This is a genomic window from Bacteroidia bacterium (genome assembly GCA_039924845.1).
GTDB lineage: Bacteria > Bacteroidota > Bacteroidia > DATLTG01 > DATLTG01 > DATLTG01.
The window spans coordinates 18,101-39,551 of the sequence record JBDTAC010000088.1; the positions used below are offsets into that span (position 1 = coordinate 18,101).

A 21,451-nucleotide genomic window follows, 5' to 3' on the forward strand; every position below is an offset into this window, starting at 1 on the left:
CGCTATTTAAAAATACCGAATGTTATTTTCGAGATTTTTAAATAGCGGCTTTTTTTCCAATGTTTTAGAATAGATATCTATTTACTGTAATGAAATCAGCTTGCCTGATTGTATTACAGTATTGTCTTGAATCACTTTATAAAAGTAAATACCAGAAGGAAGTGAATTAGTTCCAATTATGGTGTTTGAATTATTAATAAGTGTATTCATTACTTCAACACCAAGAACATTATACATTATAAATTCACATTTATTGATTTGTGTGGAATTGTTTTTAATGTTAATTTGGTTGCTAAAAGGATTAGGAAAAACACTAATCAATTCTTTTTTATCAACTACAGGAACGCCAGTTGCTGTACAAATAGGAGCCATTGTAGTGCTAATTGAATCAGTAGTAAAAGACCCGCTCGTTGTATAAACTCTTCCGTTAATTGTAGCTTCTTTGTCTAAACTAACGGCACCGTTATTACAAACTATTGTTCCATTGAAATCCGAATAATTATTTATTTTTACTGCACCATTCACTACCCAAAATACATTTTTTGATTGTGTTCCGTTAATCAAAATAACTTTTGAATAAGTGCTTGTTGCAAGTGCTCCATTTATCTTGATAACAAATACCGCATTCGCATTACTTTCCGCATTCAAATAAAGAGAATCTGTAAATGTTGTTGCGGCATTCATAATATAAGTATGTGGTGTTAAAACTAAATTCCTTCCAAACTGTACAGGATACAACAACTCAATATCAGCAGGTAATGTGTTCAAATAAGTATAAACATTCCCCAAATCTGTTGCACATATTGCTGTAGATGCGTCAGGAGTTGAATGAATTGTCCCTGTTACAAATAAGGGAGTAAAGCCAGTAGTTAAACCTACATTTGTTCCAACATCCCCCATAACATGTGTAACGCCAGTATTTGTAAGTGATCCGTTACCAGAAAACAACGCATAACAAGCAGTTGAAGCTAAGTTAGGATAGGCAGGACCCGTTAGTAAAGGACTTCCGCAACCAATCGGCGTATAAGCAAGTACTCCGTCAACAGTAACAGAGCCTGCAGTAGAAAGAGCTCTACCTTCAAGAGTATCGCCCGTATTCATATTAATTGCCGCATTATTCGCAACTATAGTTCCTTTCATAAAAGTTCCTGCCGCCATACTTACCAAGCCTTCCACTTTCCAATATACATTACATGCCTTAGCACCGTTAATCAATTTTACTTTTGAATCAGCAGAGGTTGAAAAAGAGCCTTGAATTTGAAAAATAAATACAGCATTCGGATTTCCTTGTGCATTCAAATAAAGATTTAAGTTAAGTGTTGTTGCCGCGGAAATAGAATACACACCAGCAGTAAGCGTGTCTCCGTTACCTAAAAGAGGTGCAGGAAAAAAAGTTGGAGTGGTAGCATTTAACTGATTATACGCATTCAGCAAATCAGTTGAACATTGCGCACTTGCTGCATCTCCATCATGCATAACACCATTCACATTTCCAAACCCAGTACTCGATCCGTTGTTCGTACCTACATTTCCTGTAATCTGTGAAATACCCGAATTAGTTACAGCGCCATTTGTTGTGAAGAGTTCAAAATCTGCTGCGGTACCGAGATTAATAGCTTGTCCGAAATTAATTATTGGAATTAAAAGCAGAGCAACTACAATTAATTTAGTTAGTATTTTAGTTTTCATTTTTTTGTTTTTTAGTTATGCGTTACTGGCGCTCAGGTGTGAATTGTTTTCACATGGCAAAGATGAGCGGATAAGTATTGATAAGTGTTACAGAGTAAAATGAATTAGTTACATTATTCACACATTTTAAACAGCCCCCAATAAAAAAAGCCGAACTTAAAAGCTCGGCTTTTTCAGTACTTACTTGTCATAGCAAACAAAACCCGCATCGCGCATCGTGAAAATTATTAACTCCTGATTTTATGAATTTGTCAAGATGACCTTCATTGCTTTTTCTTTTGATGCATTTCCAAATACTTCATAAGCATGAAGCATTTCATCTAATTTGAAATGATGTGTTATTAATTTCTTCGGCTCTATTTTTCCTGAAGAAACGGTTTTTAATAACATAGGAGTTGTGTTTGCATTTACCAATCCCATGGTTAAGGTGATGTTACGAATCCACAAGTTTTGAATTTGCAAATCCACACTCTTACCATGCACACCTATGTTAGCGATGTGTCCACCTGGACGAACAATAGATTGACAGATGTCGAAAGTGGCAGGCGCGCCTACAGCTTCAATAGCTACATCAACACCGTCTTTCGTTTCTGCTAATATCTTTTTAACAGCATCTTCTTTTCCTGAATTGATACTATCTGTTGCACCGAATTTTTTAGCCAATTCCAAACGATTTTCATCTATATCAATAACATAAATTTTAGCCGGAGAATAAAATTGTGAAGTAAGTAAAACTGACATACCAATTGGTCCTGCTCCCACAATTGCAATTGTATCGCCTGGTTTTACACATCCATTCAATACGCCAATCTCATGACCAGTAGGCAAAATATCACTTAGCATAACCATTGCTTCTTCATCAGCTTCTTTTGGAATCGGATAAAGACTATTATCAGCATGAGGAATACGTACATATTCTGCTTGTGTACCATTTATAAGATGACCCAATATCCAGCCGCCATCTTCACAATGACCATACATCTGTTTCTTGCAATATTCACAAGTACCATCAGATGTTATACAGGATATAATTACATGATCTCCTTTTTTAAAGCTGTTTACCGATGAGCCCACTTCTTCAATTACACCAACGCCTTCATGTCCTAATGTGGTACCAGGTTTACAGGTTGGAGTTTTACCATGCAGAATACCTAAGTCAGTTCCGCAAATAGTTGTCTTTAAAATTTTCACCAAGGCATCTGTTGGTTTTTCAATAACAGGTTTTGGTATTTCTTTCCATTCTATTTTCTCGAGTCCGCCATAAACAAGACCTTTCATCGTTTTCTTGTTCTCATTAGAAGAGTGGTTTGATTCTTCTTTTTTAAATGGCGCTGCTGTAGTTTCCATTTCTTAGGAGTTTAGTTTGCAACAAAATGATAGAGAAAGGAAGCAAAATAAAATTTATCGCACTTGAACTATTTTTCGAGCAAGTGCGATAATTTTTATTTATAAAGCTACTGCAAGCATACTTTTGCATTCTGTCGCACATTTGCGACAAGCTGCTGCACAATCTTTGCAATGCTGCATGTCAGAATGCTTTTCACATTCAGTTGAACAAGCAATACAAGCGTCTTCACATTTTTTGCAAAGGGCTTCTAAATTTGCAGAACCGTTTTTACTCGCAGTGATTAAATTACTACAAGCATCTTTGCAGGCAATACAAAGTCTTATGGAATTTTCCATTCCAGTTTTACCTTTGTTTTCTGTTGAACAAGTACCACAAGTGTCAACGCACTTTTGACAAGCGGCAATGCAGCTTTCAATTTTTTTAGTTTCCATTTTTTTATGTTTTATTTGTAACTGAATTATTACTCGACAAAGTTGATTCCATTATAATTGATAAACCTTACATAAGTCTATACTATTAGTTATATCATTCACACATTAGGGATGTGCTTTCAAAAGGAGCGTTTTTAGCACTCCGAAAAGAAGAAGATAAAGAGAGAAATGCAAATTTTCTGATAATACAGGATAGCTAATTAAATAGGATTAATTTTTTGGAAACTGACCATTCAAAATGTATTTATATTTGTCAGCTAAAGAAGTCCACTTTTATTTGAAAGAATAGAACTCTGATACGAATAACAATTTCTATTCTTTACACAATTTTAATAGGATATTTTTAGTGTAATCTCTTATGAAGAAGATACTTAATTTGGTTTTATTCTCCTTGTTTCTTTTTCCGACATCATTATTGGCTGGACCTCCTTATGATACGGATGATCCAGTACCAGTTGATTTCCATCATTGGGAATTCTATTGTTCATCTGTCGGTTTTGTCAATGAAAATACGGTAGTAAGTACTGCTCCACATATTGAAGTAAATTATGGACCATTTCACAATGTGCAATTACACATCATCACTCCCATGTCGTATGTTACTGATAAAGAGAAATCTGCTTATGGATATGGCGATACCGAATTAGGGATGAAGTTTAGATTTGTTAATAGAGATTCAGGACGTTTTCAAATAGGGGTTTTCCCATTAATAGAACTACCGACAGGCAATGCAAATAAAGACCTCGGAAGTGGCAACACCTCCATTTATATTCCGATATGGATTCAAAAAGCAATTGGTAAGTGGACTTCTTATGGCGGTGGTGGATATTGGATAAACCCAGGTAAAGGAAACCAAAATTATGAATTTGTTGGTTGCCAAACTCAGTACCAAATTATAAAATCCACAAGTATTGGATGCGAAGCATATTACGTTACAGCAAGCCAAATAGGAGGAAAGGGAGACTTTAGATTTAGGCTTGGTTCCGTAATTGATTTTAATGATTATCACCATTTATTGTTTTCAATAGGTCGAAGTATTATCGGTGATACAAATCTGCAATGGTATTTAGGCTACCAATTAACTATTTGAGGCTTGTGAACAAACAACGCACAAAAAGCTTTTGAACTTATTATGCCTCGTAGGCACATGTGTGTGAGGGCTTGTTTTTTTGTGCTTCGAAAAAATAATTGCACTTTTGGTTGATAAAGAAAAGATCTTTTTTGGATAGAAAGCATACAAGTTTAATGTATCACGAAGCACAACGCACAAAGCTAATCCTTCAGCTTTGCGTTTACAGGGTAGGAACAGAATAGAATTTTCAAGTGCATTTATAATTCCTTTAGAATGTCTTTTGGCTAAAAGGAATCCTAAAATTCAATTCAAATAGATGTAGTTTAAAAAGAGTTCTGAAACTAAAAATTATTTAATACTATCTTGCTGTGTAGTAGTAGGCGTAATTATAGTATTTGAATCAATTTCTTTGTGCATGATTTTCCCACCAAGATAACCGACATAAGCCATTCCAATAAATGAAATAATTGAAACGAGGAGTGTTGCCCGAATGAGGAAAGTGGTGTATTTCATTTTCTTATAGTCAACATAAATATACGCGAGAGCAAGAATCCCTGTTAGTTCTACCAGCCAAAATAAGCTGTCAGCCGCCTCATCGTGATTATGTATATCTGTTTTGTTTATACCCGGAAGCATTTTAACAATGTGCGCTGTCCCATCACCCGTTAGATAAACAACAATAGTGATTAAGGCAATAATGACTAAAAAATACATAGATATAGTAATAACTTCCTGTTTTTTCCTGAACGTGCCATAAGCCAAAATGCTGGAGACAATTAATAACCCAACAATGGGAAAATGATTTAGCAGTAAGTGTATATGAGCTGGATCCATAAGAATATTATTTTAAATTAAGAACAAATTAAAGCTATTTTTCAGTTGGTTGTGATATAAAAATTATAAATTTAAATGATACTAATTTCGGTGGAAGCTGATAAGTTTAGGCTTCAACAATCATTTTACCTGTATTTTCACCTTTAAATAAGCCTAATAAGGCTTCCGGTAATTTATCAAATCCTTTAATTATTGTTTCAGTAAATTTCAATTTATTTTCTTTTACCCATTGTGTTAATTGTTTAATGCCTTCCGGAAAATCATTTTTATAATTACCAACAATAAAGCCCTGCATTAATACACTTCTGGTAAGTAGCATAGGTTGCAGTCGAGGACCCATTGGTATTTCGGTAGTGTTATATAGAGATATTTGTCCGCATAAAGGAATACGAGCATTAAAATTAATATTACTAATAACAGCATCGGATATTTTGCCACCTACTCCATCAAAATAAATATCAACCCCTTTAGGAGCGGCTTCTGCAATAGCATCGGATAAGTTGGCGACAGTTTTGTAATTGATAGCTTCATCAAAACCATATTTTTCTTTTAGTAATTTTATTTTTTCATCAGATCCTGCAATGCCAATTACACGACAACCTTTTATTTTTGCAATTTGTCCCACTACTAAACCTACTGCACCAGCCGCTGCCGATACAACAACTGTTTCGCCCGCTTTTGGTTTACCTATGTGTATTAAGCCAAAATAGGCGGTTAAGCCCGTCATTCCTAAAATATCTAAATGATAACTTATAGGAGCTATTGAAGGATCAATTTTTTGTAAGCCTTTTTCTTGTGTAATGGTTTGCTCGCGCCAAGGTAACATACCTGCAACGATATCACCTTTTATAAATTTATTTGTTTTACTTTCAATAACTTTTGCAATAACCCCACCTTCTATAGCTTGATTGAGCAGAAACGGTGGAACATACGATTTTGCATCGTTCATCCTGCCTCGCATGTATGGATCTACTGAATAATACAAACTCTTCAATAAAACTTCGTCCTCCTTTATTTCAGGCAAATCTATTTCTTCGAGTTTGAAATTATCAAGCCTTGGTGTGCCTTTTGGTCTTGATGAAAGTATAAATTGTTTTGTGTTCATGAGATAGTTTTTTTTAGGATTAGTTTCACAAAGGAAAAAACATCTAATTTATATAGCATTGTATATTAATAAAGAAAACTTGCATATATCACAGCATCTTTAATTTGAAAGATTTGTTGAACAATTCAAGAGCCTATTTGAATAAGTTATTTTTTATTGAATTCAGGGTAAAGGTAACGCATATCTTGCTATTGTATATGACGTTTATCATCTCAGGATTCAAAAAAACATCAAGATTATTATGGATTTTACTTGTCATTTTTTAACCAACGAAATGCACTTCCCTTAAACATTATATAGTGTTCAAAATGTAATTATATTTGTCAGCTAAAGCAGTGTACTTTTATTTGAAAGAATAGAACTCTGATACGTCAGCTTCGCGTCCACGGGGCTTTTGGTTTTGTGAATTGAAAAAATAATTTTTCAACCCACGTTTTTCAATTGCAAAATAATCCTTTTACTAGAATGTTCTAAGTTTTAGATTCACTTGGCAATAGGAGCAAGTAATGGCTCGTAAATTGGATAATCAGTATATCCTTCTTTGTTAGGGGTATAAAATAAATCCATCCGTAAATCTTTTGATACAGGCCAGTCATGTTTATATCTTTCAACTAAATCAGGGTTACAAATAAACGGGCGACCAAAAGCGATAAGATCAGCTAATCCACTTTCAATATCGGCTTCTGCTCTTTCCTTATCATAATTACCGGATTGTATAATAGTGTTTTTAAATATCTCTCTAACAGCTTTTTTTATTTCCATCGGCACTGTAGGCGCACCCATTGCTGAATGATCAACAAGATGTATATAGGCTATTCCCAGTTTATTAAGCTGCTCGGCAAGGTATTTATAAGTTGCATCAATTTCAGGATAGGGTTTCATATCATTTGTCACTCCGAAGGGCGATAGGCGAATTCCAGTTCTTCCTTCTCCAATTGCTTCGGCAACAGCTGCTACAACTTCAATAACAAACCTGCAACGGTTTTCAATAGTTCCTCCATAAATATCCTTGCGCATATTACTTTGTGGCGAAAGGAATTGTTCAAGTAGATAGCCATTGGCGCCGTGTAGTTCTACTCCATCAAAACTCGCCTTCATTGCATTTATAGCGGAATCTACATACTCTGCTTTTGTATGAGTAATATCCTTAATGGTCATTTCTGTTGGAACAGGAAAGTCTTGCAGTTGCTTTGTATCAGTAAACATTTGACCTGCCGCTTTTATTGCCGATGGTGCAAGTATAGTAGAACCTTTCGGCATATTAAGGACGTGACTTATTCTTCCGGTATGCATAAGTTGAACAAATATCTTTCCTTCCTTTTTATGCACTGCCAAAGTTGTTTTTTTCCATCCTGCAATTTGCTCTTTACTAAACATGCCTGGTATACGTGCATAGCCGAGCCCGTTAGGCGATGGTGAGGTGCCTTCAGTTATAATGAGCCCTGCATCTGAACGTTGCTCATAATATTCGGACATTAATTCATTTGGGATATTGCTAATAGCTCTGCTTCTGGTAAGCGGACACATTACAATCCTGTTCTTAACCTTTATTTCGCCAACTGTAAATGGCGTAAATAATTTGTATTCTTTCATATTCCCTTTAATTTAATTAGTTATGACAATCGTGTTGCCTCTTGTATTCGCAAGATCTTTGTTGCTAATTGTGATAGCATTCAATAAAACTGTTATACTGAACAATTTTACTTTAAAGCATTTCCTGTTTTGTATACTTTCTTAGACATTATCTGCCTTTGTTTTATCACTTTCTTTATTTATTTTTTCCTGCCCAATTCCCATGGTCAACGCTGTTAATCCTGCCATGCTGCCCAGTTGCATCGTATCCACTGCTGAGCTTGGAACAATTACAATAGTTGAATTTTCTTTTAGTCCTTCATAGAGCATATTCATCGCCCGTAAATGGAGGGCTACCGGATTATTTGCATAGGTTAAAGCTGCCTCCGCAAACTTCTCCGCAACTTGTCTTTCTGAATCGCCTAAGATTACACGTGCTTGTCGTTCACGCTCTGCCTGAGCTTGCATAGACATTGCATCTTCCAATGAAGGCGGAATTAAAACATCTTTTATTTCAACAGAATTAACTTTAATACCCCAAGGTTCCGTGCGATCATCAATAATTTTTTGCAGTACACTGCTAATTTTATCTCTACCTTCAAGCATTTCAGACAGCATCGTTTTTCCAATAACATCACGTAATGCAGTTTGAGATGCCCAGCTAATCGCGCTAATATAGTTTGCCACTTCAAGAGCCGCTTTTTTGGGATCTAATACTTTCCAAAACAATACAGCATCAACATCTACCGGCACGGTATCTTTTGTCAGGGTTTTTTCCGCAGTAAATGTAGTGGTGATAACACGTGTATCAATACAATAAGGAATAGTATCAAGGATAGGAATGATAAAAAATAATCCGGGACCTCTGAGTGATTGAAATTGACCGAGGCGCAACACTACCATTTTTTCCCATGGGTCAGCAATTCGGATGGAGGATGAAATTATCAGTGCAAGCACAAAAGCGCAAACTGCAATAATATCACATTCTATAGTATTTGAAGCGTTACTATAGGAATAAGACACTAACAAACCAGTGCCAAAAATCACTATAAATATGAGTACGGAAAATAAACTTTTAGTTTTCATTGTTAGCTTTATTTTTGATTAAGTTATTTGATATAAATTATATTTCGACTTTATTTATCCCAATCATTTGGACTGTTCTTTATGCTACAGGGATTCTTTACACACTACAAATTTGCCCGTATCTCTTTTAAAAAACATTACATTTTTCTTAAAATAAGTTACATTGTTTACAGATTTGTTTTTGAAGGAATAACTGATTTTTCTCCTCATTCGTCTAAAAGGCGAAAAATAAAAAAACTAAACGCTTGTTTAAATTAAACGTTTGTTTAGTTTTGCGCCCGCTATGAAAGAAGTGCCCCTCAAAAAAGAAGCATTGTTAGAAGTTGCCGAAGTTCTTTTCGCCGAAAAAGGCTTCGAAGGAACTTCCGTGCGCGACATTGCTCTAAAGGCAAACGTAAACGTAGCGATGATTTCTTATTATTTCGGCTCAAAGGAAAAAATGTTGGAAGCCTTGATTGAATATAGAAGTGTGGAGGGATTCAAAAAATTAGAAGAATTAAATGCCAACCAACAATTGGATCCAAAAAGCAAGATAGAGCGTGTGGTGGATTTATATGTAGATAAAATTTTATCCAATCAGCCTATCCATAATATTATGTCGCGCCAACTTTCTTTATTAAAAGATGGAAATGTTCGAGATAAAATAATTGCTTTTAAAATGAAAAATGTGGAGGAAATCCGAAAAATTATTTTAGACGGACAAAAGAAAAAAGTATTTCGAAACATAGATGTGGAAATGACGATTAGCACACTTGTTGGAGCTATTTCGCAAATTACAATGTCCAAGCCCTTTTATTGTAGCCTTGCTAACATTGATTTTTCGGATGATGCGAGCTACACTAAAAAAATAAAACCACGATTAAAAAAACATTTAAAATCTATTCTGTTAGCGCATTTAGATATAAAAAGCAAGTAAAATGAACTCGATAAAATCAATTTTTAAAGTACGTATGAAAAATTATTTTTTGGCAGTACTCGGAATTTTGTTTAGCAGCGCCTTGTTCGCACAACAAACGCAACAAATTTCGTTAAACGATGCCATTCAATTAGGACTAAAAAATAGTCATCAACTAAAATTGGTGCAAGCAAAAATAGCTGCTGCCGTTGCCACAGCCGCAGAAGACAAAGATTATACCTTGCCTTCTGCAAAAGCGAATGCCGGATATTCGCGTTATGATGTGGTTTCGCCTTTCGAATTAATTTTTGGCGGAAATCCTCATCCTTTGTTTACACTGGAACCGAGCATTTTTAACGCTTACATGGGATCTGTGTCTGTAAACGAAGGACTATTTGAAGGATTCAAATTAAAATATTTGCGTCAATCTGCGGATTACTTGCAACAGGCTGCAAAAATGGATGCAGACAAAGATAAAAACGATTTTATTTTCAGCATCGTGGAAGCCTATTACAACATCTACAAAATGGAAGCCTCCAAAAAAGTAATTTCTCAAAGCCTTGATCAAACTGCGCAACAGGTAAAAGAAGTACAAGATTTTTTGAATCAAGGATTGGCAACCAGCAACGACTTATTGAAAGTAGAATTGCAACAATCCAATATCCAACTTTCGGAAATGGACGTTGACAATACGCTCAAAATTATTCGTTACAATTTTAATTTAATGATTGGATTGCCCGATAGCACTAATATTTCCATTGATACCACTATTGCTGTATCTGCAAAAACAATTTCGCCCTTTGCCAATTATTTGCAAAATGCGATGGACGGAAGAAGCGAATTAAAGTCCTCTGATTTGCAACTGAAAGCGGCACAAGCCAATATCGGAATGATTAAAAGTGTGTATTATCCTTCGGTAGGACTTGGTTTGGGTTATAATTACATCAACCCAACCAGCGATTTTATTCCAGCAACCGATCAATTTATTTCGGCTTGGAACGTAGGAATTAATGTGTCTTACAACATTGCTTCGCTGTACACAACAAAAAATAAATTGGAGGTTGCAAAAGCACAATTGGCGGAAATACAAGAAGGACAAGATCAAATTTCGGACGGAATAAAAATGGAAGTAAACACTGGTTTTGTGGAGTATCAACAAACACAAGAAAAAATAACGGTGTTGCAAAAATCGGTGGAACAAGCTACCGAAAATGATCGCATTGTAAAATCGAAATTTGATAATCACGTGGCTTTATTGTCGGATTTATTGGATGCCGATGTTGCATTGTATCAAACAAAAATAGCACTCGCAACGGCACAAGCCGATGCAGAAATCGCTTACAACAAACTTTTAAAATCAATAGGGAGTATTAAGTAATCAATAAAAAAACAAAAATGGAAGCAACAGCAAAGAAGAAAGTTTCACCTAAAAAAATGATGCCAATAATATTGGGATTGGTATTGCTAACAGCCCTTATTTTTGGGGTGAAAGAATATTTATATCTTCAAAAACACATTGATACAGACGATGCGCAAATTGATGGCGATTTGGTTCCTGTGATATCTCGCGCCGGCGGATACGTTGAAAAAATAAATTTTCAAGAGAATGAAAAAGTAACAAAAGGACAAGAACTTGTTACTTTAGATAATCGTGATTATTTGATGCGAGTGGAAGAAGCGAATGCTTCATTGACGGCTGCTAAAACAAATGTAAATGTTTCGAAAGCTTCGGTAGAATCGGCTCAAGCAAATATTCCTACCGTTTCGGATAACATCGCTGCCGCGAAAGTTCGTGTGTGGAAAGCCACGCAAGATTTTAATCGTTATCAAAATTTATTAAACGATCATTCCATTACACAAGCGCAATTTGATGCCGTAAAAGCAGACAAGGAAGCAGCAGAAGCACAATTGGCAGCTACTGAAAGTCAATCGTCTGTCATCAACAAACAAGTACAAGCGGTGCAACAACAAGTGGATGCTACTTCTACCAACATTGCGGTACAACAAGCAAATGTGGATTACGCAAATCTTCAATTATCGTATTGCGATATTACGGCTCCTGCAAGCGGAATTGCTTCGAAAAAAAATGTGCAAGTGGGACAATTGGTTCAACCCGGACAAATGCTTTTTGCCATTGTGAGCGACAGCGATATTTATGTTACCGCCAATTTTAAGGAAACCCAAATGGACAAATTAAAGGTGGGTGAAAAAGTGGATATCAAGGTGGATGCGTATCCTGATATGCAATTAGAAGGCGAAGTATTTAATTTTTCTCCAGCAACAGGCGCCAAATTTTCATTGCTTCCGCCGGACAATGCTACTGGAAATTTCGTGAAAGTAGTACAACGTATTCCTGTTAAAATAAAAATTAATGCCGACAAAGCTAAAATGGCATTGTTGCGTCCTGGGATGAGCGTAAATATTTCGGTTAATGCCGAATAACTGAATACGGAGGATTTAAAAAAAGCTTTTTAAAATGCCAGAAGTTGGAATACGGAAATGGATTGTAACCGTTACGGTTATTACCGCTGCGCTGCTCGAGCTGATTGACACTACAATTGTCAATGTTTCGCTTCCGCAGATTATGGGGAATTTGGGCGCAACGTTAGAAGAAGTAAGTTGGGTAGTAACGGCTTATGTTGTTGCCAACGTAATTGTGTTGCCGATGTCCGGCTGGCTCGGAAATACGTTCGGTCGGAAAAATTATTTTTTGACTTCCATCATTGCTTTTGTTATCGCTTCCTTTTTTTCCGGACACGCGGAAACGTTAAATCAACTAATTTTTTTTAGAATTTGTCAAGGTTTAGCTGGTGGCGGACTTTTATCTACTGCACAAGCGATTTTGTTGGAAGCTTGGCCTCCCGAAGAAATTGGAATGGCAACCGCCTTATTTGGATTGGGAGCGGTTTTCGGTCCAACTGTTGGTCCTACTATTGGAGGATATATTACAGATCATTTTTCTTGGCCTTGGATTTTTTATGTAAACATTCCAGTTGGTGCCGTAGCTGCTTTTTGCGTGGTTACTTTTATTCGAGATACCGAATCGAGAGCGCCCAAAACGAAAATCGATTGGTGGGGAATTTTATGTTTGGCTGTTGCCATTGGTAGCTTGCAAGTAGTGTTGGAGCGCGGGGAGCAAGACGATTGGTTTTCCGCAGCTTATATTGTTGTGCTTTCAGTTGCTGCAATTGTGTTTGGTTTGTTTTTTATCTGGCGCGAATTAAGCATCGAATATCCCGTCGTTAATTTTAAGATTCTGAAACATCGAAGTTTTAGTATTGGCATGGCAACTTCTTTTGTGTTGGGTTTCGCGATGTACGGATCTGTTTTTGTGTTCCCTATTTTCTGTCAAAATTTATTGGGATTTTCTGCACAACAAACGGGAGAATTACTATTTCCGGGAGGAGTTGCAACTATTTGTATGATGCCATTTGTAGGTATAATGCTAAAAAGAGGTGTCCCTGCGCAAATTCTTTCCACTTTCGGGATGGCATTGTTTTTTTGGTTTTCTTATTTGATGGGAAGTTCTACTGTCGAATCTGGACCTACTGATTTTTTCTGGCCTCTTATTGTTCGCGGACTTGGAATGGCTGTTTTGTTTGTGCCACTCACCGTTTTAGCAGTTCAAGATTTACGCGGAAAAGAAATCGGACAAGGAACAGGCTTAAACAATATGGCGCGGCAATTAGGCGGCTCCTTCGGAATTGCACTGATAACAACCTTTTTAACTAATCGTATGGCATTGCATCGCGACCGTTTAATAGAAAATATCAATCCTTACAACAACGCATATATACAACGTTACAGTATGATTCAACATGGATTTATAGCGAAAGGTTATTCCACATTAACTGCGCAAAAAATGACAAGCGGAGCCATTGAAGGAACGGTAATGAAACAAACAATGCTACTTTCGTACAACGATGTGTATTTATTTGTAGGTGTTTTTATGTTGTGTTGCATTCCGTTACTCTATTTGCAAAAATTTAAACGACCAGCACCGCTTCCCTTAGATGTGCATTAAAAAAATCTTTTTTCGAGCACTAAATTTTTCATCTTCAAAAAAATAATTTTTCAAACGATAAAATGTCCGCAGCAATTTCAGTAACAACAGCAAGGCTTTTAATAGAGCCCTTATCGCTCAACGACACAAAATTTATGTTGGAATTAGTGAATACCGATGGATGGATTCGGTTTATCGGAAACCGAAATATATTTTCGGAAGAGGCTGCAAATGCGTATATCCAACGAATAATAGACAATGAAACAATTACGTATTGGACGGTGAAATTGAAAACTAAAAAAACAAAAATCGGAATCATTACTTTTATCAAACGGAATTATTTAGAACATCCTGATATTGGTTTTGCCTTTTTACCAAATTTTTGCAACAATGGCTATGCTTACGAAGCTACTGATGCAATTCTAAACAATCTGATTTCCACACATAATTTATCGCATATTTTGGCAACAACAATTCCCGAAAATAGTTCTTCCATTAAATTGCTGAAAAAATTAAATTTTCGGTTCGAAAAAGAAATGCAAGCAAACGAAACATTATTGCATGTGTATGGAATTTCGGGGGACAAAAATTGATATTCAAAAAATTATTTTTTTGAATATCAATTTTTATGACATCTGGTTTCGAATAAAATTTTAGTGAAATGAAGTCGTGATGAGATGGGAAGTTCCGAGCGTGCGGGGAAATCACCCAACGAATAGAATCAGGAAGATAAAATGAAAAAACAAAGCCTTAAATTTTTCTTTGCTTCTTTCATTTGTTTTCAAGACAAAAGAAAGAAGAACATAGATAAAGAGGTTCGAAAAAATTATTTTTTCAACCTTGGTTTTCTGTACACAAAAGAACAAAGAAATTATTTGGTACAAATTGGGGTGTTACTGACACCACCCACTTTTAAATAAAAAGAATATCCCAGCAAAATATAATATAGCAACCGCAATTGCAATTCCTTTTATATTTGATTTGATAAACATTTGTTCTAATTCTTTTTGTTCATTTGTATATTCTGTATTATCGGGTTTTAATAAAAGCACAAGTCCAATTGTGAAAGCAAAAGGAATTAATAAACAAATAGTAAAAATAAAATAAAGCGAAAAAAAATCAGTTGAAAATAAAGATTTAGCCACAGCTATAGATAGGCAAAAGAATCCTAAAAAAGCCCCTACAACTGAACGATTAATAGTATCACTTATAAGTATGTTATTGAATGAATTGGTCGGATAATAATATTGCATAAATGTATTTTTCCAATAACTCTTCATCGTCCAACGAACATTAAATATAGAGACTATAGTCATTATAAATCCAGCAGTCCAAAAATTTAGGAAGTTGTGCATATTAAATCTTTTTCTCAAAAATAATAAAAATAGAATCCTTTCTAAAAAACCTGTTTGAAAAATTATTTTTTTGAGACCATTTTTTTCGAAAAAAAGTGCTTCGAAAAATTATTTTTTGAACGATCTTTTTTATTGATTCAATAGATCCTATTAAAATATCGCCGAAAAGGCTGAAAAAACGTCCGAAAAAATTTTTTTTTGAAATTCGAGCTATAAATTTATCTTTGCACCGAAATTTTAACCATTAAAAGGAAAAAAAATGTCAGATATCACAACAAAAGTAAAAGCGATCATCGTTGATAAATTAGGAGTTGACGAAAAAGAAGTTACGCCACAAGCCAGCTTTACCAATGATTTGGGCGCAGATTCACTTGACACAGTTGAGTTGATTATGGAATTTGAAAAAGAATTTAACATCGCTATTCCGGATGATCAAGCGGAGAAAATAGGCACCGTTGGTGAAGCTATTTCTTACATCGAAGCAAACGTAAAGTCGTAAAAAATAAGTTAATCTTACTGAACACATGGAGTTAAGACGCGTAGTTATTACCGGTCTTGGCGCAATTACTCCTTTAGGCAATTCTGTTCCTGAATATTGGGACAATTTGCTTAAAGGTGTGAGTGGCGCCGCGCGTATCACGCGTTTTGACCCTTCTAAATTTAAAACGCAATTTGCGTGCGAAATAAAAGGGTTTAATCTTGAAAATTATTTCGACCGTAAAGAAGGCCGTAAGTTAGATCCGTATGCACAATATGGTTTGGCGGCTTCAGCAGAAGCTATGCGCGATTCTGGCATTGATGTTACGAAAGTGGATTTAGACCGTTCAGGCGTTATTTGGGGTTCGGGAATTGGTGGATTAGAAACTTTTTTAAACGAGAGTATTAATTTCGCAAAAGGCGATGGAACACCACGTTTCAACCCGTTTTTTATTCCTAAAATGATTGCCGATATTGCTTCGGGACATATTTCTATTAAATACGGTTTTAGAGGACCCAATTTTACGGCTGTTTCAGCTTGTGCTTCTTCTACCAACGCCATGACGGATGCTTTTAATTACATCCGTTTAAGCAAAGCAGATATAATGATTACAGGCGGCTCCGAAGCTGCCGTAAACGAAGCTGGTGTTGGCGGGTTTAACGCCATGCACGCACTTTCCGAGCGTAATGATTCTCCTCAAACAGCTTCTCGTCCTTTTGATAAAGACAGAGATGGTTTTGTATTAGGAGAAGGCGGCGGCGCAATTATTTTAGAAGAATTGGAACACGCTTTAAATAGAGGTGCTAAAATTTATGCTGAAATGGTTGGCGGAGGTATGTCTGCAGATGCACATCACATCACTGCGCCACATCCAGAAGGATTGGGAGCCATTAATGTAATGAAAAATGCCTTGTCGGATGCTGGTTTAACACCTGCCGATATTGATTACGTAAACGTTCACGGAACTTCTACTCCGCTGGGAGATATTGCTGAATCGAAAGCGATTTTGAAAGTTTTTGGAGAACACGCGTATAAATTAAACATCAGTTCCACCAAATCCATGACAGGTCATTTATTGGGCGCTGCAGGAGCAATCGAAGCCATTGCTTGCATTATGGCAGTTAAAAACGATATTGTTCCTCCGACCATTAATCACTTCACAGACGACCCGGAATTTGATCCGAAATTGAATTTCACATTTCATACGCCTCAAAAACGCATAGTACGTGCAGCATTAAGCAACACTTTTGGTTTTGGAGGACACAATGCTTCTGTGATTGTAAAGAAATTCAGCCGCTAAAAAATTGTTTCCATTACTGAAATTCGTTTTTTCTTTTTCTCCATCCGAAAAAAAAATTTTTCGATCGCTTAAAAACGTGCTTGGGTTTTATCCTGATAATTTAGCGCTTTACGAACAAGCTTTGCGCCACAGTTCTGTCGCTAAAGAAATAAAAGAAGGTGTAAAAGACAGCAACGAACGCTTGGAATACCTCGGTGATGCTGTACTTAGCGCGATTGTAGCACATTATCTTTTTCAATTATTTCCATTTAAAGACGAAGGTTTTTTAACCAAAATGCGCTCTCGCATGGTGAGTCGCGTACATCTCAATAAATTGGCAGTAAAAATGGGATTAAACAATCTTGTTACCAGTAATTTAGACAATCATCCAAAAAATTATTCCATTTATGGTGATGCCTTCGAAGCCTTGATTGGCGCCATTTACGTAGACAAAGGATATATTTTCACCAAAAAATTTATTTTGGAACGGATCCTTCAACCGCATGTGGACATGGATGACATGGAACACACCGAAACCGATTTTAAAAGTCGGTTAATTGAATGGGCGCAAAAAGAAAAAAAGGAAGCTAAATTTACAGTTGTTGAAGAAAAAAATTCGGCACGCGAAAAAGAATTTTTGGTGCACTTAATTATTGAAAACGAAATTAAAGGCAGCGGAACACATTTTTCAAAAAAGCGCGCCGAACAAATGGCTGCTGAGCAAGCCTGTAAAGAAATGGAGCTAATTTAAGCTTTATTCAGATTCGAGGTAAAACACTCAGTTGCTTAGTCAATTCATTTTCTCAAAAAATAACTGGCAAAAGAGGTATATAAATATATTTATTGTATAATTGTATTTTGAATATAAAACAATTATTAACTTAAAACGAAAAACATGAAAAAAACATCCTCTTTATTTATTGGAGTTGCGATTGCTTGCTTTTCCTTATTTGGAAGCCAAAAGGCAAACGCACAAAAAGAAGCTGGACAATCCGTTGTTACTGTTGGTGCAGGTCAAAGTTTAGTCGGCTCTTTGTTTACCATTGCTTCGTCAAATGGGAATAGTAATTTATCCAGCACTCCTGCTATTTTAGCAATGTATGATTATGGCATTAGTGATAAATTTAGTTTAGGTGGCGCCTTTTCCTATCAATCGTTTTCGTCCAGCTATACAAATTCGAGCTATACATATACGAATTCCAACGGACAGACTGTTTATGAAAGCTCGTGGTCAGACAAAATTACACGTATGAATTATGCGGTAAGGGCATTGTTCCATTTTGGAGAAAATAAAGATTTTGATCCTTATTTCGGCGTGCGTTTGGGCTTTACAAATTGGTCTGCTTCTACTACAAACACAGACCCTAACTACAACAATTATGGTGTTGGAATTAAAACCTTATTTGCTCCTCAAGTGCTTTTCGGCGTGCGTTATTTTTTCACCCCGCTTATTGGTGTGAATGCAGAGGCGGCTATTGGTTCTCCTTATTTTATAGCTGGTGGTGTTAATTTCAGGTTCGGTGGAAAATAAAAAGTGCTAATTATTTTATTTCTTAAAAAGGGTTTGAAAAATTAATTTTTCAAACCCTTTTTTATTCCCACACAGACTTCCGCGCCCTAAAATTTATTATTCCATACATTTTAAACAGTTTCTTACTTTTGATGAATCAAAAAAATAATTTTTAATCTCGACAAAATGAAACTGCAAAATTATATAGAAGGAAAATGGATTTCTGGAGAAGGCGAAGGACAAGCACTTTACAATGCCATTAACGGAGAACTTGTTGCCACAGCAGGAAGCAAAGGGATTGATTTTGGCGCAATGCTTAATTATGCGCGCAAAACTGGCGGACCAAAATTGCGCAAAATGACTTTCCACGAACGCGGCAGAATGTTGAAAGCATTGGCGATGCACTTGCAAAACAAAAAAGAGATTTTCTATAAAATAAGTTGGGCAACAGGCGCAACACGCGTAGATAGTTGGGTGGATATTGAAGGCGGAATCGGAAATTTATTTTCGTACGCCAGCTTGCGCAGACAGTTTCCAGACGAAACTTTTTGTGCCGATGGCGATGTAGCGAAACTTTCTAAAAACGGAACTTTTATCGGTCATCATATTTGTGTGCCGAAAGAAGGTGTTGCCATTCATATCAATGCTTTTAATTTTCCTGTTTGGGGAATGTTGGAAAAAATTGCGGTTAATTTATTAGCCGGAGTTCCTGCGGTGGTAAAGCCAGCTACGATTACTTCGTTTTTAACGGAAGCGGTGGTGAAAGAAATTATCGCTTCTAATATTCTGCCAGAAGGCGCATTACAACTCATCTGCGGAAGCGCGAATGGAATTTTAGATCACGTGATGAATCAAGATATTGTAACATTCACTGGTTCGGCAAGTACCGGAAAAATGTTGAAAGCACATCCGCGATTGTTAGAAGAATCGGTGCCGTTTAATATGGAAGCCGATTCGCTGAATTGCAGTATTCTCGGCACTGACGTGAAAGTGGGTTCGCCCGAATTTGATATTTTTATTAAGGAAATTCAACGCGAAATTACCACCAAAGCCGGACAAAAATGTACCGCCATTCGCAGAATAATGGTTCCTGAAAAATTAGTAGAGGACGTACAAATAGCACTGGGCAAGCGTTTGGCGCAAACTCTTATTGGCGATCCAAATGTAGAAGGTGTGCGAATGGGCGCTTTGGCAGGAAAAGCGCAAGTAAAAGAAGTAACGGAAAAAATTTTACAACTGAAAAAATCACAAGAAATAATTTTCGGTGATTTGGAAAATTTCACAGTAACAGGTGCCGATAAAAACAAAGGTGCGTTTATGTCGCCAATTATTTTTCTGAATAAAAATCCATTTAAAAATACCGATTGTCACAGCATCGAAGCGTTTGGTCCGGTGAGTACAATTATGCCTTATAAAAATACGGAAGAAGCAATTGAATTGGCAAAAATGGGCAAAGGTTCTTTGGTAAGTTCCATCATTACTGGCGATGATACGATTGCAAAAGAATACGTGCTGGGCGCAGCATCCATGCACGGTAGAATTCTAATTTTAAATAGTGATTGTGCCAAAGAAAGCACTGGGCATGGTTCTCCGATGCCTTTGTTGGTTCATGGCGGACCGGGCAGAGCAGGCGGCGGAGAAGAGATGGGCGGAAAAAGAGGCGTGTTTCATTATTTGCAACGCACCGCCATTCAAGGTTCTCCGACTACAATTAGCAATGTGTTGAACAATTATCAATACGGTGGAAAATACATCGAGAAAGACATTCATCCGTTCAAAAAATATTTTGAAGATTTGGAAATTGGCGAAACGTTGATTACTGCGAAACGCACTATTTCCGAAGCAGATATTGTAAATTTTTCCAACGTAAGTTGGGATCATTTTTATGCTCATACAGATGCAACTTCTCTGGAAGGCACTATATTTACTGGACGCGTTGCTCACGGTTATTTTATTTTATCGGCTGCTGCCGGATTATTTGTAGATGGGAAAAAAGGTCCGGTTTTATTAAATTACGGTTTGGACGAATGCCGCTTTACAAAACCTGTATATCCCGGAATGACAATAGGAGTGAGGCTTACCGTAAAAGAAAAAACCGATCAAGAGAAAAAAAATCCGGAAGATATTGCCAAAGGAATTGTAAAATTTTTGGTGGATGTGTACGACGAAACGAATGAAACCGTTGCCATTGCTACTATTTTAACAATGGTGAAAAAGAAAAATCAAGAATAAAAATTTCGTTAAAAATCCTTAATTTATTCATTCATCTGCCGAATGTAATATCTTTGTGTTTGAAATTAGAATTCGACTTTAGAAAAAATATATTATTATGATAGCAAAATTTGAAAAATTAACGGCAAGCGAGCAAGAACTACTTCTCAATGCAACTGTATTCGTTTCGTTATTGGCAGCCAGTTCCGACCACGAAGTTTTTGAGGAAGAAAAAGCAGATGCCATTAAATTAGCTCATTTACGCACTTTTACTTCCGACCCTGTGTTGCATGAATATTATGTAGAAGTGGACAAACACTTTACCCGCAATTTCGAAGCGTTCGATAAAAAATTACCAAAAGGAAATGATGAACGCGAAAAAATACTACGCGAAAAATTAACTCAGGTTAACGGTCTCCTACTTAAATTAGGTCCCGATTATGCAGAAGTTTTTCACCGTAGTTTGGACAGTTACGCGCGTCATGTTGCCAAATCACATCGCAATGCTTTAGAGTTTTTTTTCATCCCGCTTAACATAAACGGAATTACCGATCAGCGGACAATGAACAACTAAATGATGTAT

General features: G+C 36.3%; 20 protein-coding genes. 12 read left to right on the top strand and 8 right to left on the bottom strand.

Annotated elements, in window-relative coordinates; translation table 11 throughout:
• Window positions 1–81: 81 nt before the first annotated feature.
• From ABIZ51_10520 to ABIZ51_10530, 3 genes are all read right to left on the bottom strand, one after another.
• On the bottom strand, window positions 82–1,689 hold the full coding sequence (locus ABIZ51_10520) for an ice-binding family protein (GenBank protein ID MEO7089214.1): 1,608 nt from the start codon (window positions 1,687–1,689) through the stop codon (window positions 82–84).
• 240 nt (window positions 1,690–1,929) lie between these two features.
• Window positions 1,930–2,967: a zinc-dependent alcohol dehydrogenase family protein gene (locus ABIZ51_10525; protein ID MEO7089215.1), complete on the bottom strand. Its 1,038-nt coding sequence runs from the start codon at window positions 2,965–2,967 to the stop codon at window positions 1,930–1,932.
• Between the two features lie 168 nt (window positions 2,968–3,135).
• Window positions 3,136–3,468: a four-helix bundle copper-binding protein gene (locus tag ABIZ51_10530; protein MEO7089216.1), complete on the bottom strand. Its 333-nt coding sequence runs from the start codon at window positions 3,466–3,468 to the stop codon at window positions 3,136–3,138.
• A gap of 358 nt (window positions 3,469–3,826) precedes the next feature.
• On the opposite strand from ABIZ51_10530, the gene ABIZ51_10535 reads away from it, so the two are divergent.
• Window positions 3,827–4,558 carry a hypothetical protein gene (locus ABIZ51_10535; protein MEO7089217.1) on the top strand — a complete coding sequence of 244 codons (732 nt, stop codon included), beginning with the start codon at window positions 3,827–3,829 and terminating at the stop codon, window positions 4,556–4,558.
• Between the two features lie 330 nt (window positions 4,559–4,888).
• Here ABIZ51_10535 and ABIZ51_10540 read toward each other — a convergent pair whose 3' ends face one another.
• The 4 genes from ABIZ51_10540 to ABIZ51_10555 all read right to left on the bottom strand — a co-directional run bounded on the left by ABIZ51_10540 (window position 4,889) and on the right by ABIZ51_10555 (window position 9,137).
• The gene (locus ABIZ51_10540) at window positions 4,889–5,374 is read right to left on the bottom strand and encodes a hypothetical protein (GenBank protein MEO7089218.1); all 486 of its coding nucleotides are present in this window, start codon (window positions 5,372–5,374) and stop codon (window positions 4,889–4,891) included.
• A 106-nt stretch (window positions 5,375–5,480) separates the two neighbouring features.
• Window positions 5,481–6,479 (bottom strand): NADP-dependent oxidoreductase, encoded by a 999-nt coding sequence (locus ABIZ51_10545; protein ID MEO7089219.1) that lies wholly within the window; start codon window positions 6,477–6,479, stop codon window positions 5,481–5,483.
• A gap of 483 nt (window positions 6,480–6,962) precedes the next feature.
• On the bottom strand, window positions 6,963–8,072 hold the full coding sequence (locus ABIZ51_10550; protein ID MEO7089220.1) for an alkene reductase: 1,110 nt from the start codon (window positions 8,070–8,072) through the stop codon (window positions 6,963–6,965).
• Between the two features lie 141 nt (window positions 8,073–8,213).
• Window positions 8,214–9,137, bottom strand: coding sequence for a slipin family protein (locus ABIZ51_10555; GenBank protein ID MEO7089221.1), 924 nt, complete (start codon window positions 9,135–9,137; stop codon window positions 8,214–8,216).
• Between the two features lie 283 nt (window positions 9,138–9,420).
• Here ABIZ51_10555 and ABIZ51_10560 point away from each other — a divergent pair, with 283 nt between their 5' ends.
• From ABIZ51_10560 to ABIZ51_10580, 5 genes are all read left to right on the top strand, one after another.
• Window positions 9,421–10,053 (top strand): TetR family transcriptional regulator, encoded by a 633-nt coding sequence (locus ABIZ51_10560; protein MEO7089222.1) that lies wholly within the window; start codon window positions 9,421–9,423, stop codon window positions 10,051–10,053.
• A gap of 34 nt (window positions 10,054–10,087) precedes the next feature.
• The gene (locus ABIZ51_10565; protein MEO7089223.1) at window positions 10,088–11,410 is read left to right on the top strand and encodes a TolC family protein; all 1,323 of its coding nucleotides are present in this window, start codon (window positions 10,088–10,090) and stop codon (window positions 11,408–11,410) included.
• Window positions 11,411–11,427: 17 nt separating this feature from the next.
• The gene (locus ABIZ51_10570) at window positions 11,428–12,474 is read left to right on the top strand and encodes an HlyD family secretion protein (GenBank protein MEO7089224.1); all 1,047 of its coding nucleotides are present in this window, start codon (window positions 11,428–11,430) and stop codon (window positions 12,472–12,474) included.
• Between the two features lie 34 nt (window positions 12,475–12,508).
• Window positions 12,509–14,056: a DHA2 family efflux MFS transporter permease subunit gene (locus ABIZ51_10575; GenBank protein MEO7089225.1), complete on the top strand. Its 1,548-nt coding sequence runs from the start codon at window positions 12,509–12,511 to the stop codon at window positions 14,054–14,056.
• Between the two features lie 62 nt (window positions 14,057–14,118).
• Window positions 14,119–14,628, top strand: coding sequence for a GNAT family N-acetyltransferase (locus ABIZ51_10580; GenBank protein MEO7089226.1), 510 nt, complete (start codon window positions 14,119–14,121; stop codon window positions 14,626–14,628).
• A 300-nt stretch (window positions 14,629–14,928) separates the two neighbouring features.
• On the opposite strand, the gene ABIZ51_10585 is transcribed toward ABIZ51_10580, so the two are convergent.
• Complete coding sequence (locus ABIZ51_10585) at window positions 14,929–15,315, bottom strand: hypothetical protein (GenBank protein ID MEO7089227.1); 387 nt, start codon at window positions 15,313–15,315, stop codon at window positions 14,929–14,931.
• A 334-nt stretch (window positions 15,316–15,649) separates the two neighbouring features.
• Here ABIZ51_10585 and ABIZ51_10590 point away from each other — a divergent pair, with 334 nt between their 5' ends.
• The 6 genes from ABIZ51_10590 (at window position 15,650) to ABIZ51_10615 (ending at window position 21,442) form a co-directional block, all read left to right on the top strand.
• A complete protein-coding gene (locus ABIZ51_10590; GenBank protein ID MEO7089228.1) occupies window positions 15,650–15,889 on the top strand; it encodes an acyl carrier protein in 240 nt (79 codons plus the stop codon).
• Window positions 15,890–15,914: 25 nt separating this feature from the next.
• Window positions 15,915–17,168 (top strand): beta-ketoacyl-ACP synthase II, encoded by a 1,254-nt coding sequence (gene fabF / locus ABIZ51_10595; GenBank protein ID MEO7089229.1) that lies wholly within the window; start codon window positions 15,915–15,917, stop codon window positions 17,166–17,168.
• A 76-nt stretch (window positions 17,169–17,244) separates the two neighbouring features.
• Window positions 17,245–17,898 carry a ribonuclease III gene (gene rnc, locus ABIZ51_10600; protein ID MEO7089230.1) on the top strand — a complete coding sequence of 218 codons (654 nt, stop codon included), beginning with the start codon at window positions 17,245–17,247 and terminating at the stop codon, window positions 17,896–17,898.
• 144 nt (window positions 17,899–18,042) lie between these two features.
• A complete protein-coding gene (locus tag ABIZ51_10605) occupies window positions 18,043–18,678 on the top strand; it encodes an outer membrane beta-barrel protein (GenBank protein MEO7089231.1) in 636 nt (211 codons plus the stop codon).
• A gap of 165 nt (window positions 18,679–18,843) precedes the next feature.
• Window positions 18,844–20,889: a phenylacetic acid degradation bifunctional protein PaaZ gene (gene paaZ / locus ABIZ51_10610; protein MEO7089232.1), complete on the top strand. Its 2,046-nt coding sequence runs from the start codon at window positions 18,844–18,846 to the stop codon at window positions 20,887–20,889.
• 97 nt (window positions 20,890–20,986) lie between these two features.
• The gene (locus ABIZ51_10615; GenBank protein ID MEO7089233.1) at window positions 20,987–21,442 is read left to right on the top strand and encodes a hypothetical protein; all 456 of its coding nucleotides are present in this window, start codon (window positions 20,987–20,989) and stop codon (window positions 21,440–21,442) included.
• Window positions 21,443–21,451 lie beyond the last annotated feature (9 nt).

What these genes read in the sequence shown, in the direction of transcription:
- ABIZ51_10520 (MEO7089214.1), bottom strand. Translation starts at nt 1,689, where the DNA reads ATGAAAACTAAAATACTAACTAAATTAATTGTAGTTGCTCTGCTTTTA.
- ABIZ51_10525 (MEO7089215.1), bottom strand. Translation starts at nt 2,967, where the DNA reads ATGAAAGGTCTTGTTTATGGCGGACTCGAGAAAATAGAATGGAAAGAA.
- ABIZ51_10530 (MEO7089216.1), bottom strand. Translation starts at nt 3,468, where the DNA reads ATGGAAACTAAAAAAATTGAAAGCTGCATTGCCGCTTGTCAAAAGTGC.
- ABIZ51_10535 (MEO7089217.1), top strand. Translation starts at nt 3,827, where the DNA reads ATGAAGAAGATACTTAATTTGGTTTTATTCTCCTTGTTTCTTTTTCCG.
- ABIZ51_10540 (MEO7089218.1), bottom strand. Translation starts at nt 5,374, where the DNA reads ATGGATCCAGCTCATATACACTTACTGCTAAATCATTTTCCCATTGTT.
- ABIZ51_10545 (MEO7089219.1), bottom strand. Translation starts at nt 6,479, where the DNA reads ATGAACACAAAACAATTTATACTTTCATCAAGACCAAAAGGCACACCA.
- ABIZ51_10550 (MEO7089220.1), bottom strand. Translation starts at nt 8,072, where the DNA reads ATGAAAGAATACAAATTATTTACGCCATTTACAGTTGGCGAAATAAAG.
- ABIZ51_10555 (MEO7089221.1), bottom strand. Translation starts at nt 9,137, where the DNA reads ATGAAAACTAAAAGTTTATTTTCCGTACTCATATTTATAGTGATTTTT.
- ABIZ51_10560 (MEO7089222.1), top strand. Translation starts at nt 9,421, where the DNA reads ATGAAAGAAGTGCCCCTCAAAAAAGAAGCATTGTTAGAAGTTGCCGAA.
- ABIZ51_10565 (MEO7089223.1), top strand. Translation starts at nt 10,088, where the DNA reads ATGAAAAATTATTTTTTGGCAGTACTCGGAATTTTGTTTAGCAGCGCC.
- ABIZ51_10570 (MEO7089224.1), top strand. Translation starts at nt 11,428, where the DNA reads ATGGAAGCAACAGCAAAGAAGAAAGTTTCACCTAAAAAAATGATGCCA.
- ABIZ51_10575 (MEO7089225.1), top strand. Translation starts at nt 12,509, where the DNA reads ATGCCAGAAGTTGGAATACGGAAATGGATTGTAACCGTTACGGTTATT.
- ABIZ51_10580 (MEO7089226.1), top strand. Translation starts at nt 14,119, where the DNA reads ATGTCCGCAGCAATTTCAGTAACAACAGCAAGGCTTTTAATAGAGCCC.
- ABIZ51_10585 (MEO7089227.1), bottom strand. Translation starts at nt 15,315, where the DNA reads ATGAAGAGTTATTGGAAAAATACATTTATGCAATATTATTATCCGACC.
- ABIZ51_10590 (MEO7089228.1), top strand. Translation starts at nt 15,650, where the DNA reads ATGTCAGATATCACAACAAAAGTAAAAGCGATCATCGTTGATAAATTA.
- fabF (MEO7089229.1), top strand. Translation starts at nt 15,915, where the DNA reads ATGGAGTTAAGACGCGTAGTTATTACCGGTCTTGGCGCAATTACTCCT.
- ABIZ51_10605 (MEO7089231.1), top strand. Translation starts at nt 18,043, where the DNA reads ATGAAAAAAACATCCTCTTTATTTATTGGAGTTGCGATTGCTTGCTTT.
- paaZ (MEO7089232.1), top strand. Translation starts at nt 18,844, where the DNA reads ATGAAACTGCAAAATTATATAGAAGGAAAATGGATTTCTGGAGAAGGC.
- ABIZ51_10615 (MEO7089233.1), top strand. Translation starts at nt 20,987, where the DNA reads ATGATAGCAAAATTTGAAAAATTAACGGCAAGCGAGCAAGAACTACTT.